Genomic DNA, 12,841 nt, shown 5'->3' with positions numbered 1-12,841 from the left:
GGGCGCCCGTGCCCACCGGCGGGGATGAGCGTCAGGCCGCGTCGCGGTCAGCGGTGTGGACGGCTCGCTCGGTGAGCGGGGCCGGCCGGGTCACGACTTCGGTGCGGCGAAGGGGTTGGCGTTGGCGTGGTGGTGTCCCCAGACGTCAGGGCGGCCGAAGTCGTGCGGGACCCAGTCCTCGCCCACCTCGATGCCCGCGCAGCCGATCTCCAGGTGGAAGCCGCTGGGGTTGCGTACGTAGAAGGAGATCGCCTTGTCGTTCATGTGCCGGCCGAGGCTGATGGAGATCGGTACGTCGTTCTCCTTGGCCCGGTCGTAGGCCCGGCCGACGTCGTCGATCGAGCCGTGCTCGAACTCCAGGTGATGGATGGACGCATTCTCCGCACTGGCCAGGGCGATGCTGTGGTGGGTGCGGTTGCAGCGGAAGAAGAACAGGCCGGGGGCGCGGTAGTCGGTCAGCTTGAACTCCAGCACCGACTCGTACAGCTCGCGCAGCTCCTGGAGCTTGGGGCTGGCCAGGACGAAGTGCCCTAGACCGGTCGTGCCGGGACCGCCGGGCGGGCGGGCGGCGGCGATGCGTACCTTGGCCTCACCGACCGCGAGTTCCACGCGGTAGCCGACCGGGTCGGTGAACCAGCGCAGGTGGGTGGCGCCGCGCAGCTCCCTCTCCTCCGCGGTGCCCTCCGCGACGGTGAAGCCTGCGTCCGTGAGCCGCCGGGTGAGCCGGTCGAGCTCGCCCGGCGTGTCGACGATCCAGCCCAGCTCGCGCGGGCTGTCCTCGGTGGACGGATAGAGGGCCACGCGGTATTTGAACTCGTCGAGCTCGGCCAGGGCGACCTCGTCGGTGCCGGACTTGGCGAGGGTGACGCCGATCCCCAGAGTACGGCCGAGCAGGTCGGTCCACGCCTCGACGTCGGTGACGTTGAGGCCGACGTAGCCCAGCTTCCTGATACCCACGGTGTGTCATCCCTCCGATGCGGCGGCTGCTCCGCCCTGCAGAAACTCGCGGACGATGTGGTTGAACTCGGGCGCGCGCTCGTACTGGACCCAGTGCCGGCAGTGCGGCAGCACGCGCAGTTCCGCGTCCGGGATCCCGTCGAGGATCTTGGGCGCCCAGGTCAGGGGGACGGTCTGGTCCTCCCTGCCCCACACGAGCAGCGTGGGGGCGGCGATGAGGCCCAGGTCGTGGGTCAGGTCGCCGAAGTTCGGGGGAATCGGCAGCTCGGGGTGGGCGCGCAGGCTCGCCTCGTAGCGCTCGTCGATGAGTTCCTCGGTCGCGAGGCTCTCGTCGTAGACCATGAGCCGGACGAACTCGGCCATGGCCTCGCGCGACGGCTTGGCGGCGGCCATGTAGGCGAAGAGGCGGTCCAGGCCGACGGGCCAGGGCGGCGCGTCCGCCGGGAGGACTCCGCCCGGCGCCATGAGAACGAGCCGGTCCACGCGCTCCGGGTGGAGCATCGCGATCCGCATCGCCACGGCGCCGCCGTAGGAGTTGCCGACCAGGTGGGCCCGCTCGATCCCCAGCGCCGTCATCGCCCGGCACACCCGTTCTGCGGCGTGGAAGATCAGCGGCTCGTCCAGCTCGGGTCGCGGGGTGTCTCCCCATCCCGGCAGGTCGATCACGATGTTGCGGTAGTCGTCGAAGGCGGGCAGGTTGCCGCCGAAGTTGCTCAGACCGGTGGCGCCCGGTCCTGAGCCGTGCAGCCACACGACCGGGGCGCCGGCGCCGGCCTCGGTGTAGGCCAGGCGCAGGTCACCGACATCCAACGTGTTCGTCACTCCGCCGCCTCTCAGCTGGTGTATGTAGCGTTCACTATACAAATTTCGGCAGTGTTATCAAGAGTGACTTCGGTGCGGATTTCCTGAGGTCAGGCCTCGCTGTCGTCGAAGAGCCGCTGCGCGCCGTCGCGGTGCTCCGCGAGGCCGCGGACCAGGGCGACGAACGGCGTGACCTGCGAGCTGTAGGACATCTCGTCGAAGCTGTTGGTCACCGACAGACCGTCGGTCAGGGCGCGGCCGAGGATGGCCAGCCGCTGGACGAGGGCCTCGGCGGCCTCGCCGCCCTCGGGCGCGAAGATGGGCGTGAGCGCGTCGACCCAGGACGCGTGGGCGTAGTCGCGGATGCGGCGCACGGTCTTGCGCACCACCTCGGCGTCCTTCTGCGGCCCGACGCTGATCGCGACGAGCAGCCGGAGGTAGTCGGGCCGCCGGTCGAGCGAGCGGCACGCGGCTGAGAACCACGCTTCGAGCCGCTCCAGCGGCGCGAGGTCGTCGAACGAGGACGGATTGGGAAACAGCGCGTGCAGCTCGTCGAAGGTGCGCTCAAGGAGCGCCGCGAGGACGCCGAGCTTGTTGCCGAAGTGGTAGTAGATCGAGCTGGGCGGCAGCCCCGACTGTGCGCACAGGTCGGAGATGGCCATGCCGTCGTAGCCCTTTTCGCCGATGAGGGTGCGCGCCGCGTTCAAGATGACCTCGCGGCTGCTCAGACCGGCAGCGGCCGGCGCGGAGCCGGATTCCCTGACCATGCGGCCATGATAGATCCGCTCGGACGGCGGCACCCAAACGATGATCACAGAGCGCGGGGTGGAGCCGGTGGCCGGGCCGAAGGGGTCCGCAACGGCCCGGCCACCGGGGTTCAGGCGACGGTCGCGTCCAGGGTGACCGGGATGTTGCCGCGCGTCGCGTTGGAGTAGGGGCACATCGCGTGGGCGCCGTCGACGAGCGCGTCCGCCGTCGCCTGGTCCACGCCGGACAGCTCGATGTGCAGAGCGGCGCTGAGCGTGAACCCGCCCTCCGGAGTCGGGAGCACCTGCACCTCGGCGATGACCGCCGAGTCGGTGATCGGCGTCTTCCGCTGCGCGGCCACGGCCTTGAGCGCCGAGTGGAAGCAGGAGGCCCAGCCGGCCGCGAACAGCTGCTCCGGGTTGGTCGCGCCGCCGGGGCCACCCATCTCCTTCGGGATGGCCAGGGTGACGTCGAGCAGGCCGTCGTCGGTCCGCGCGTTTCCTCCCGCCCTGCCGTCCCCGGTAGAGGTGGCGATGCCGGTGTAAAGGGGTTGGCTCATGGTCGCGGTTCCTTCCTTAGAAGACCGAACGTTCTCCCTCAACGCATCATGACGGCCTACGACTCGAACGTCAAGACCGAACGTTCTACCTTTTTGAAATCAACTCCGGCGCAGTGTGCGGGAGAGCCCGAGCGCGGCCGTGCGCACCGCCGGAGCGAGGTGGGCCGGCCGGAAGTGCTCGCGCGGCACCGCCACCGACAGCGCCGCGACGGGCTCGCCCGCACCGGCGAACACCGGGGCGGCGATGCAGCTGATCCCGAGCGCCGCCTCCTGCTCCTCATACGCGAGCCCCGACACCTGGGTCTGCTCCAGCGCCGTACGCAGCCGGAACGGATCGGTGACCGAGTACGGGGTCAGCCGCGGCAGCGGCGCGGCCAGGATCGCGTCCGCCAGCTCGGGCCCGGAGAACGCGAGCAGCGCCTTGCCGATCGCGGTGCACGTGAGCGGCAGCCGGCCGCCGATCCGGGACGGCAGGGGGACGGCGTCATGACCGTGGATGCGTTCGAGGTAGACGACGTCACGATCGTCGCGGATCCCGAAGTGCACGGTCTGGCGGGTGCTCTCGAACAGGTCCTGGAGGAACGGCAGCGCGCTCTCGCGCAGGTCGTGCCGGCGCGGGACGAGCGAGCCCAGCTCGAACAGCGTGCCGCCGAGCCGGTAGCGCTCCCCGTCGCGCTCCAGCAGGCCGAGCCGGACGAGGTCGCCGATCAGGCGGAAAGCCGTGGTCTTGGCCAGCCCCGCTCTGGCCGCGAGTTCCGTCAGACGGAACGAGCCACCGTCAGGGCGGTAGACGTCCAGGATGGACATGGCCTTGTCCAGCATGTTCACAGGTGGGCTGTTCCGGTGCACGGAACGAACTTTGGCACACGCCCGCTCCGCCGCCTATACCTGGGACGTTCACAGCCATCCCTTCGGAGGTCCGCCGATGCCCTCGACCCGCTCGCACCGGGAGCCACGATGAGCGCCACCGTCCAGAAGGCCGCGGACCTGCTCGCCACCGCGACCGCCACCGGCACGCCGTGCCCGCCGATCCGCGACCTGTTCGCCGACGGCGACATCGACGCCGCCTACGACGTCCAGCGGCGCAACAACGAGCGCCTGATCGCGGCCGGCCATCGCCTCACCGGGCGCAAGATCGGCCTGACCTCGCCGGCCGTGCAGCGCCAGCTCGGGGTGGACCAGCCCGACTTCGGGGCGCTGTTCGCCTCCATGGCGCTGGCCGACGGCGGCTCCGTACCGGCCGGGCGGCTGCTCCAGCCCAAGATCGAGGCGGAGATCGCGCTGGTCCTCGGCGCCGACCTGACCGGTCCCGGCTGCACGCCGGCCGACGTACGCGCGGCGACGGCCTCGGTCCGGCCCGCGCTGGAGATCGTGGACAGCCGGATCGCCGGCTGGGACATCACGATCGTCGACACGGTGGCCGACAACGCCTCCTCCGGGCTGTTCGTTCTCGGCGACGATCACCTGTCCATCGAGGAGGTCGAACCGGCGGACGTCTCGATGCGGATGTACCGGGGCGATGAGCTGGTCTCGGAGGGCACCGGCCGCGACTGCCTGGGCGACCCGCTCAACGCCGCGGCCTGGCTGGCCTCGACGCTGGCCCGCCGCGGCGAACCCCTGCGCGCCGGCGACGTCGTCCTCACCGGGGCCCTGGGCCCCATGGTCCCCGCCGTGCCCGGCGACGTCTTCACCGCGCGGATCTCCGGCCTGGGCTCCGTCACCGTCGGCTTCGGGGAAGCGGCGTGAGCGCGCTCGCCAAGGTGGCGATCATCGGCTCGGGCAACATCGGCACCGACCTCATGATCAAGGTGCTGCGGCTGTCGGACCGGCTCGGCCTGGCCGCCATGGCCGGCATCGACCCCCAGTCCGACGGGCTGGCCAGGGCGCGCCGCCTCAAGGTCGCCACGACCCACGAGGGTGTGGACGGACTCGTCCGGCTGGACGAGTTCGCCGAGGTCGAGTACGTCTTCGACGCGACCTCGGCCGGCGCGCACCGGCGCCACGACGAGATCCTGCGCCCCCTGGGCCGCACCGTCATCGACCTCACCCCGGCGGCGCTCGGGCCCTACGTCGTGCCGCCGGTCAACCTGGACGAGCACCTCGACGCCCCGAACGTCAACATGGTCACCTGCGGCGGCCAGGCGACGATCCCGATCGTGGCGGCGGTCGGTGCGGTCACCCCGGTGCACTACGGCGAGATCGTCGCCTCGATCTCCTCCCGTTCTGCGGGACCGGGCACGCGGGCCAACATCGACGAGTTCACCGAGACCACCGCGTCGGCGATCGAGCGGGTCGGGGGCGCGGCGCGGGGCAAGGCCATCATCGTGCTCAACCCGGCCGAGCCACCGCTGATCATGCGTGACACCGTCCACTGCCTCGTCTCCGACGCCGACACCGAAGCGATCACCGCATCGGTCGAGGCGATGGTCGGGCGGGTGCAGGCGTACGTGCCCGGCTACCGGCTCAAGCAGAAGGTGCAGTTCGAGACCGTCGCCGCCGACGACCCGCTGCACCGGCTGATCCCGCCCGCCGCGCCCGGCGGCGGGATCAAGGTGTCGGTGTTCCTGGAGGTCGAGGGCGCCGCGCACTATCTGCCCGCCTACGCGGGCAACCTCGACATCATGACCTCGGCCGCCCTGCGGGCCGCCGAGCGGATCGCCGCCCACCGCAAGGAGAGCAGCTCATGACGGACCAGCCGACGAGCCGGACAACGAGCCGGCCTTCAACCGGCCAGCCGATCACGAGCCTTTACGTCCAGGACGTGACCCTGCGGGACGGCATGCACGCCATCCGGCACCGCTACACCGTCGAGCAGGCGCGCTCGATCGCCGCCGCGCTGGACGCGGCGGGCGTGGCCGCCATCGAGATCGCGCACGGCGATGGACTGTCCGGTTCGAGCATCAACTACGGGGTCGGCGCGCACACCGACTGGGAGTGGATCGAGGCGGTCTGCGACGTCACCCGGCGGGCCGTGCCGACCACCCTGCTCCTGCCCGGCATCGGCACCCTGCACGACCTGCGCCAGGCGCACCGGCTCGGCATCCGCTCGGTCCGGATCGCCACGCACTGCACCGAGGCCGACATCTCCGCGCAGCACATCGCTGCCGCCCGCGAGCTGGGCATGGACGTGGCCGGCTTCCTGATGATGTCCCACATGGCCGAGCCGGCCCAGCTCGCCGCGCAGGCCAGGCTCATGGAGTCCTACGGCGCGCACTGCGTCTACGTGACCGACTCGGGCGGGCGGCTCACCATGGACGGCGTACGGGACCGGGTCCGCGCGTACCGGGACGTTCTTCGGCCGGAGACCCAGATCGGCATCCACGCCCACCACAACCTGGGGCTGGGCGTGGCCAACAGCGTGGTCGCGGTGGAGAACGGCGCCTGCCGCGTGGACGCCTCCCTGGCCGGGCAGGGCGCCGGGGCCGGCAACTGCCCCATCGAGGCGTTCGTCGCGGTGGCCGACCTGCTCGGTCTCGATCACGGCTGCGACCTGTTCCCGCTGATGGACGCCGCCGACGACCTCGTCAGGCCGCTGCAGGACCGCGAGGTGCGCGTCGACCGCGAGACGCTGACCCTCGGTTATGCCGGCGTCTATTCGAGCTTCCTGCGCCACGCCGAGGCAGCGGCGGCGCGTTACGGCCTGGACACCCGCTCGATCCTCGTCGAGGCGGGCCGGCGCGGCATGGTCGGAGGTCAGGAGGACCTGATCGCCGACATCGCCCTCGACCTCGCCGCGTCGTCCTCGTGACCGGACCGGACGATGATCATCCAAGGTCGGACAGGTCGGGGCCAGGCGAACCGTCCCCTCAGTCCAAGTCGGACAGGTCGAGGACGAAGCGGTAGCGGACGTCGTTGCGGCCGAGCCGGTCGAGCGCCTCGTTCACCCGCGCCGAGGGCAGCAGCTCGATCTCGGCCGTGATGCCGTGCTCGGCGCAGAACTCCAGCATGGCGGCGGTCGCGGGACGGCCGCCGCTGCCGGCGGAGCTGAGCTTCTTGCGCCCGACGAGCAGGTCCATGGTGTCCACGGTGACCGGCCCGAGGTGGCCGAGGTGGCTGAGCGTGCCGTCCATGGCGACCAACCGCAGGTACGGGCCGAGGTCGTGCGGAGCGGAGACGGTGTCGATGACGACGTCGAACGTGTCGCGCGCGGCGGCCAGTTGATCGGGATCGGTGGACACGACGAACCCCTGAGCGCCGAGCCTGCGGGCGTCGCCGGCCTTGCCGGCCGAGCGGCTGATGACCGAGGTCGTGGCGCCGAGTGCCACGGCCATCCTGACCGCGAGATGCCCGAGGCCGCCCAGCCCCGCCACGGCGACCCGGCTGCCGGGGCCCACGCCCAGGGCGCGCAGGGGCTCCCAGACGGTGACGCCGGCGCAGAGGAGCGGAGCCGCGACGGCCGGGTCGAGGCCGGGCGGAAGCGGGTACGCGAAGCCTTCGCGGACGACGTACTCGCGGGAGAAGCCGCCCAGCGTGGTGGATCTGTCCTGCCGGTCGGTGCCGCCGTAGGTGAGGGTCGGGAAGGCGCGGCAGAAGTTCTCCTGGCCCGCCCGGCACATGGCGCACTCGCCGCACGAATCGACGATGTTGCCGACCGCGACGGGGTCGCCGGGGGCGAAACGGGTGACGGCGGGCCCGGTCTCGGTCACCACGCCGGTGAACTCGTGGCCCGGCACCAGGGGCTCGCCGGCGGAGCCGTCGTGGTGGCGGATCGCGTGCAGGTCGCTGTGGCAGACGCCGCAGTAGTCGATCCGGACCGCGAGGTCGTCGGGGCGCAGGTCGCGCCGTTTCAGCTCGGTGCGCCGCAGCGTCGCCGGGCCGTTCAGCTGCCATCCGGTCGTCGTACGCACAACGGTTCTCCCTAAACAGACTGTTCGGTTTATTCGATCGTAGGCACGCTCGGCCGCCGAAAGCAAACCAACTGTTCTGTCTGGTAGCGTGAACGACCATGGCGGACCAGCCCCTGACCACACGCGGCGCCGCGACGTACCAGCGCATCCTCGACGTGGCCACCCAGGAGTTCGCCCGGTACGGCATCGCCGGGGCCCGCATCGAGCGGATCGTGGCCGCGGCGCGCACCAACAAGGCCCAGCTCTACGGCTACTTCGGCAACAAGGAACGGCTCTTCGACGCGATCTTCTTCGCTTCGCTGGAGCGGATCGTCAACGTCGTCCCCATCGACGCCGCCGACCTCGCCGACTGGGCCGTGCGCCTCTACGACGAATACCTCCGCCGCCCCGATCTCATCCGGCTGGCCACCTGGGCCCGGCTGGAGCGCCGGCCGACCGGCCTCCTCGTGGCGGAGCACGACCGCCTCGACGACCACAAGCTGCGGGCCATCGCCGAGGCCCAGGCGGCGGGGCGGGTGCGTCAGGGGGATCCGTTCGATCTGATGGCGCTGGTCATCGCGATGTCCATGGCCTGGTCGCCGGTGAGCAACGTCTACGCCGCGTCCGACGATGAGCCCGCCGAGGTGCACGAGCGCCGCCGTGACCTGCTCAGGGAGTCCGTACGGCGCGCCGTCGCGCCCGGCTGACGTCCCCTGGACGCCTTTCACCAGCTCAGCACCTTCGGACGTCCGGCAGGAATCGTCAGCCGGTCCTGCAGCATCCGCACGCCCAGCGGGACCAAGGCCACGCAGAGCAGGCCGGTGACCAGCACGTCGGGGATGGAGGCGCCCTTCAGCACGCCCATCCACGTGCCTCCTGCCAGCAGCACCATCACGGCGCGGGCGGTGCCGAAGACGCCTGAGCGCCAGGCGGCGACGGCCAGGAGGAGCGAGCCCGCGTACTGGCCGGCCGAGGCCCAGACGGGCACTCGCCACGGTCCGTAGGAGATGTCGACGTATTCCCGCATGATCGCGTTCGTCGCCTGGCCCGGCCCGAGGACCTCGGTGAGCTGGAAGGCGGTCTGGTCGGCACCGGCGAAGTACAGGCGGGCGAAGAGTCCGGCGACCAGCAGCGTGGCGCCCCAGAAGGCGAGGCCGCCGCCGACCCGCTGAGCCAGGGCGACGAAAGCGGGGAAGAGCGCCAGCGCCCCCAGTGCGAAGATCGCGTAGGCGAGAGTGAGCAGGGCGGGATCCGAGGCGTAGGCGAGGAGCTGACCGTAGGCGGCGAACGGCCGCGCCTCGGCCCAGGCCTGCTGCTGAGGGGTGAGAGCGGTGATCGTGCTCAGGTGGCGCAGCAGGTACCCGGCGCACAGGACGACCGGGCCCAGGACGAGCGTCGCACCACCGATCCACCGTCCGGGAAAGTGAGTGGTCACGGCGGTGAGCCTGTCAGGGGCGAGCCGGGTGACTCATCTGCCGATCGTCACCCGGCACCCCCTACGAAAGTCAGCTCCTTGAACACCAGCGGCCCCGTGATCACGAATGTGATCACGGGGCCGCTGCTTCTTGATCTGCTTCGCCAACGGTGTCTCACGAACGGCATCGGCCGCGCTTCACGAGGAGCTGGTACGGCGGCGGGGCCGGATCTGGCCGGTGCGCTTGGCCCGCCGCAACAGCACGATCGTGGGGACCAGGCAGACCACCAGGGCGAGCAGGCTGGCCTCGGGGCCGAAGATACCGCCGGTCAGCGCGGACGGGCCGGTCAGCGTGACGTTCAGCAGGCCGTGGACCGGGGCGTCCGAACCGGAGAGCGTGACCCCGAAGATCCCGACATGGGTGAAGTTCCAGGCGAAGTGCAGGCTGATGGGCAGCCACAGCGAGCGGGTGGCGACGTACGCGGCGGTCGTCATGGCTCCGCCGGTCAGGGCGATGGACAGCACACCCCACAGCGTGGCGTTGACGTTCACCAGGTGGGTCGCGCCGAACAGCAGCATGGACACGACCAGCGAGATCACGGTGCCGAGCCGTTCCTCCATGATCCGGAACAGGACCCCGCGGAACAGCAGTTCCTCGGCGACGGCGACGCTCGCCATCATGCCCACGGCGCCGAGGAGGCCGCCGAAGGAGCCCCAGGAGACGGCCTGCCAGCCGCCGAACACCGCGATCAGCGCCATCAGCCCGGTGAACAGCCCGAACCCGAGCAGCGTCCCCTGCCGCAGCCGAGCCCGCCGGTCCGCCTTGTCCAGTTCGGGGATGTCCTGGCGGAGCTCGACGGCGCCGGAGAGGCGGCGGTAGGCGACGACCGCCGCGACGGCCAGGCCGACGCCCACCGGCAGGGCCAGCACCGGGACGGGCGCGACGAGCTGGTTGATCCCGGCGATCACCGTCATCACGGCGAACAGCGCGACCAGCAGGACGGGAAGGCGGAAGGTACGCAGCCGGCGCCGGGTCGTGGACAGGCCGGCCTGCGGATGGATCTCCTGGTGCTCCGTGGACGCCACGATCGTGTTCCTCTCGGTCAGGTCTCCGCGGCGTTTTCCGCGGTGAGAAAAACACTAGAGATCGGGGTTTGACCTGCCATCCCCCTGTGACGGGCTTCGTACGGTAGCTCGTACGGGGGATCGCAGGCCTGTCAGTCCACTGGCGGGGGGTGGCTACACCAGCCCCGGCACCACGAAGGCGACGTCCTGGGGCAGCGCGAACAGACCCCGGCTCGCGCCCGTCCGCACGTCCACCGCGTAGACCACCGCGGCACCCCGGCTCGGGCGCCTGGCTCCGCCCGGGGTGACGTTCGCGGGCTCGGCGACGGCCATCAGGGTCACCTCCGTGGCGCTCAGCCAGCCGCCCAGCCGCGCGGGATACTGCCCTTCCGGCAGCCCGGAGACCGGGATACGGCGCTCCTCTCCGCCCCGCGTGGCGTCGATGGTCACGATGGATCCGTCCGGCCGCACCATCGGCCGCCGGTCCCGGTCGTAGGTCTGCCCCACCCTGGCCAGGGTGCGTCCGTCGGGCGCCAGGGCGCTGTAGTGGTAGGTGAAGTCGGGGATGGTGATCGGGTCGTGGCCGAGCACCCACACCTGGCTGGTGTCGTCGTACGGCTTGGCCAGCACCACGGGGCCGGAACCGTCCGCCACGCTCACCGGCCACCATCCGCGGGCTAGGTCGGTCACCGTGCCGCGCCGCACGTCCACCAGCTTGTTCGGCGCTCGCCGGCCGCCCCATCCTGACACGATGAACCGCAGCCCGTCGGGCGACAGGCGCAGCGCGTACTCGACCTCGAAGTCCTCCTCGGGCTGCTTCAACGGCGACCGCCACGTCTTGCCGCTCGCCAGGTCGCGCACGACGATCCTGCCGTGCTTCGTGCTGTAGTACGCGATCCTGCGACCGTCCGCCGTGACCTGCAACGGCCCGGCCAGGTCGTCCCCGAGCCGGTAGGTGTCGCCCTGGTTCGTCACGATCCGCCAGGGGGTCTTCCCACAGGGGTCGCTGGAGCATGCCGCCCGGTAGGCGTACTGCACCGGCTCGACCCCGTCGGCGGGCAGCGGCAGCACCTTCGTCTCCGGCGGCGCCATCACGATCGGGGGCGCCGGACGAAGCCACGCCGACACGACTCCGCCTCCCACCACGGCCAGGCAGGTCAGCACGGCGCCGGTCAGCACGGCCAGCCGGGTCGTGCGCCTCCTGCGCGCGCCCCGCACCGCCCGCGCCGCCAGATCGACGGTGGGTGCCTGCTCGGCCAGCGCGTGCAGGTCCTCGCGCAACATGTCGTTCATCGGTACACCTCCTCGGGGGTGAGCCCGCGCAGCTTGGCCAGCGCGTAGTTGGTCTGGCTCTTGACGGTGCCGATCGAGACGCCCATGAGCCGGGCGGTCTCCCGCTCCGAGCGGTCCTCGTAGAAGCGCAGCACGATCACCGCGCGCTGCTTCGGCGTGAGCTTGGCCAGCGCGTCGCGGAGGGCCAGCCGGCGTACGGTCGCCTCGTCGTGCGGCTGTCCCGGCGTGGCCGACTCGGGGAGTTCGGCTCCCGGCAACTCGGCCCGCTTGCGTCTGCGCCACGAGATCGTCTGGTTCACCAGGGCCTTGCGGGCGTAGGCCTCGGGGTTGCCGCCCTTGGCGAGTTTCGCCCAGTGGGAGGCGACCCGGGTGAAGACCGTCTGCAACAGGTCCTCGGCGAGGTGGGGGTCTCCGGTGAGCAGGTACGCGGTCCGCATCAGCGACTGCTGCCGGGCGTGCACGAACTCATGGAACCCCTCGTATCGGTCCATGTACGTGAACAACTCCGCCGAGGGACTCAGGGTTGGAACGCCCAACGTATGACCCGGGCCGCGCTAGTGGCGCGCTAGCGGGCCGGGCGAGCATCTGAGGTCATGGTTCACGTGCTGGTGGCGAGTCAGGCCCTGCTCGCCACGGTCTTCGTCGTCTCCGCGTACACGAAGCTGCGCAGCCGTGCCGCGCTGCGGTCCTTCGCCGCCACGCTGGGGGCGCTGCCCGGCCCGATCCGGTTCCCCGCCGCGCTGGCGACGGCGGTCGTGGAGGTCGTCGCCGCGGCCGGCCTGGTCGTGCTTCCGTGGGCGGGGCTGGCCGCCGGCGGGGGGCTGCTGGTCGCGTTCTCCGCGTGGATCGCCTTCTCCCTGCGCGGGGGGCGGCGCGAGCCGTGCCGGTGCTTCGGCGCGTCGGTGACGCCGCTCGGCCCGGTGCATCTGGTTCGGAACGGGCTGCTGCTGCTCGTGGTCGGGGTGGGTGCGGTGGCGCTGGCGTTCACCGGCGGGACCGTGACCGGGGCCGGTCTCGCTCTGGCGGTGCCGGCCGGGCTGGTCGGCGCCGTCCTCCTGATCGCCTTCGACGACCTCGCCGGCCTGTTCCTGCCGGTTTCTGGGAGTACGTGACGCCGTACGTGATCGCCGTCGTCGTCACCACAGGTGACGGCGAAAGCCGCCGCAGGGGGCGGCCCTG

Annotated in this window: 15 protein-coding genes; 5 read left to right on the top strand and 10 right to left on the bottom strand. The window is 71.3% G+C overall.

Annotated features, from left to right (window positions below):
* Positions 1-90 precede the first annotated feature (90 nt).
* The 5 genes from AB0C27_RS09180 to AB0C27_RS09160 form a co-directional block, all read right to left on the bottom strand.
* Entirely contained in the window at positions 91-957 is an 867-nt protein-coding gene (locus tag AB0C27_RS09180) for a VOC family protein (RefSeq protein ID WP_357840123.1), read from the bottom strand.
* Positions 958-963: 6 nt separating this feature from the next.
* A complete protein-coding gene (locus tag AB0C27_RS09175; protein WP_357840120.1) occupies positions 964-1,779 on the bottom strand; it encodes an alpha/beta fold hydrolase in 816 nt (271 codons plus the stop codon).
* An 89-nt stretch (positions 1,780-1,868) separates the two neighbouring features.
* Positions 1,869-2,525 carry a TetR/AcrR family transcriptional regulator gene (locus AB0C27_RS09170; protein ID WP_357840117.1) on the bottom strand — a complete coding sequence of 219 codons (657 nt, stop codon included), beginning with the start codon at positions 2,523-2,525 and terminating at the stop codon, positions 1,869-1,871.
* 110 nt (positions 2,526-2,635) lie between these two features.
* Positions 2,636-3,064, bottom strand: coding sequence for an organic hydroperoxide resistance protein (locus tag AB0C27_RS09165; RefSeq protein ID WP_357840114.1), 429 nt, complete (start codon positions 3,062-3,064; stop codon positions 2,636-2,638).
* A 99-nt stretch (positions 3,065-3,163) separates the two neighbouring features.
* The gene (locus AB0C27_RS09160; protein WP_357840111.1) at positions 3,164-3,913 is read right to left on the bottom strand and encodes an IclR family transcriptional regulator; all 750 of its coding nucleotides are present in this window, start codon (positions 3,911-3,913) and stop codon (positions 3,164-3,166) included.
* 108 nt (positions 3,914-4,021) lie between these two features.
* On the opposite strand from AB0C27_RS09160, the gene AB0C27_RS09155 reads away from it, so the two are divergent.
* From AB0C27_RS09155 to dmpG, 3 genes are read left to right on the top strand one after another with little or no spacing between them, the layout of a single operon-like run.
* Positions 4,022-4,810 (top strand): fumarylacetoacetate hydrolase family protein, encoded by a 789-nt coding sequence (locus tag AB0C27_RS09155; protein ID WP_357840108.1) that lies wholly within the window; start codon positions 4,022-4,024, stop codon positions 4,808-4,810.
* Positions 4,807-5,751: an acetaldehyde dehydrogenase (acetylating) gene (locus tag AB0C27_RS09150; RefSeq protein WP_357840105.1), complete on the top strand. Its 945-nt coding sequence runs from the start codon at positions 4,807-4,809 to the stop codon at positions 5,749-5,751. Before AB0C27_RS09155 ends, AB0C27_RS09150 begins: the two co-directional genes overlap by 4 nt.
* Complete coding sequence (gene dmpG / locus AB0C27_RS09145) at positions 5,748-6,812, top strand: 4-hydroxy-2-oxovalerate aldolase (RefSeq protein WP_357840102.1); 1,065 nt, start codon at positions 5,748-5,750, stop codon at positions 6,810-6,812. Before AB0C27_RS09150 ends, dmpG begins: the two co-directional genes overlap by 4 nt.
* Positions 6,813-6,870: 58 nt before the next feature.
* Here dmpG and AB0C27_RS09140 read toward each other — a convergent pair whose 3' ends face one another.
* Positions 6,871-7,911 carry an NAD(P)-dependent alcohol dehydrogenase gene (locus AB0C27_RS09140; protein ID WP_357840099.1) on the bottom strand — a complete coding sequence of 347 codons (1,041 nt, stop codon included), beginning with the start codon at positions 7,909-7,911 and terminating at the stop codon, positions 6,871-6,873.
* 98 nt (positions 7,912-8,009) lie between these two features.
* On the opposite strand from AB0C27_RS09140, the gene AB0C27_RS09135 reads away from it, so the two are divergent.
* Positions 8,010-8,597 carry a TetR family transcriptional regulator gene (locus tag AB0C27_RS09135; RefSeq protein ID WP_357840097.1) on the top strand — a complete coding sequence of 196 codons (588 nt, stop codon included), beginning with the start codon at positions 8,010-8,012 and terminating at the stop codon, positions 8,595-8,597.
* A 17-nt stretch (positions 8,598-8,614) separates the two neighbouring features.
* On the opposite strand, the gene AB0C27_RS09130 is transcribed toward AB0C27_RS09135, so the two are convergent.
* The 4 genes from AB0C27_RS09130 to AB0C27_RS09115 form a co-directional block, all read right to left on the bottom strand.
* A complete protein-coding gene (locus tag AB0C27_RS09130; protein ID WP_357840094.1) occupies positions 8,615-9,325 on the bottom strand; it encodes a hypothetical protein in 711 nt (236 codons plus the stop codon).
* Positions 9,326-9,502: 177 nt separating this feature from the next.
* Positions 9,503-10,390: a CPBP family intramembrane glutamic endopeptidase gene (locus tag AB0C27_RS09125; protein ID WP_357840091.1), complete on the bottom strand. Its 888-nt coding sequence runs from the start codon at positions 10,388-10,390 to the stop codon at positions 9,503-9,505.
* 153 nt (positions 10,391-10,543) lie between these two features.
* Positions 10,544-11,662 carry a hypothetical protein gene (locus tag AB0C27_RS09120; protein WP_357840088.1) on the bottom strand — a complete coding sequence of 373 codons (1,119 nt, stop codon included), beginning with the start codon at positions 11,660-11,662 and terminating at the stop codon, positions 10,544-10,546.
* A complete protein-coding gene (locus tag AB0C27_RS09115) occupies positions 11,659-12,153 on the bottom strand; it encodes a SigE family RNA polymerase sigma factor (RefSeq protein WP_357840085.1) in 495 nt (164 codons plus the stop codon). The genes AB0C27_RS09120 and AB0C27_RS09115 overlap by 4 nt, the downstream gene beginning before the upstream one ends.
* Before the next feature lie 102 nt (positions 12,154-12,255).
* Here AB0C27_RS09115 and AB0C27_RS09110 point away from each other — a divergent pair, with 102 nt between their 5' ends.
* Complete coding sequence (locus AB0C27_RS09110; protein WP_357840082.1) at positions 12,256-12,774, top strand: MauE/DoxX family redox-associated membrane protein; 519 nt, start codon at positions 12,256-12,258, stop codon at positions 12,772-12,774.
* Positions 12,775-12,841: the final 67 nt, after the last annotated feature.

Origin of the sequence: Nonomuraea sp. NPDC048882 (genome assembly GCF_040649755.1) — a bacterium.
GTDB classification, from domain to species: domain Bacteria; phylum Actinomycetota; class Actinomycetes; order Streptosporangiales; family Streptosporangiaceae; genus Nonomuraea; species Nonomuraea maheshkhaliensis.
The sequence above is the reverse complement of the archived record's forward strand: the minus strand, read 5'-3'. Positions and strand labels throughout refer to the sequence as shown.

What these genes read in the sequence shown, in the direction of transcription:
- AB0C27_RS09165 (WP_357840114.1), bottom strand. Translation starts at nt 3,064, where the DNA reads ATGAGCCAACCCCTTTACACCGGCATCGCCACCTCTACCGGGGACGGC.
- AB0C27_RS09110 (WP_357840082.1), top strand. Translation starts at nt 12,256, where the DNA reads ATGGTTCACGTGCTGGTGGCGAGTCAGGCCCTGCTCGCCACGGTCTTC.
- AB0C27_RS09120 (WP_357840088.1), bottom strand. Translation starts at nt 11,662, where the DNA reads ATGAACGACATGTTGCGCGAGGACCTGCACGCGCTGGCCGAGCAGGCA.
- AB0C27_RS09135 (WP_357840097.1), top strand. Translation starts at nt 8,010, where the DNA reads ATGGCGGACCAGCCCCTGACCACACGCGGCGCCGCGACGTACCAGCGC.
- AB0C27_RS09155 (WP_357840108.1), top strand. Translation starts at nt 4,022, where the DNA reads ATGAGCGCCACCGTCCAGAAGGCCGCGGACCTGCTCGCCACCGCGACC.
- AB0C27_RS09115 (WP_357840085.1), bottom strand. Translation starts at nt 12,153, where the DNA reads ATGGACCGATACGAGGGGTTCCATGAGTTCGTGCACGCCCGGCAGCAG.
- AB0C27_RS09170 (WP_357840117.1), bottom strand. Translation starts at nt 2,525, where the DNA reads ATGGTCAGGGAATCCGGCTCCGCGCCGGCCGCTGCCGGTCTGAGCAGC.
- dmpG (WP_357840102.1), top strand. Translation starts at nt 5,748, where the DNA reads ATGACGGACCAGCCGACGAGCCGGACAACGAGCCGGCCTTCAACCGGC.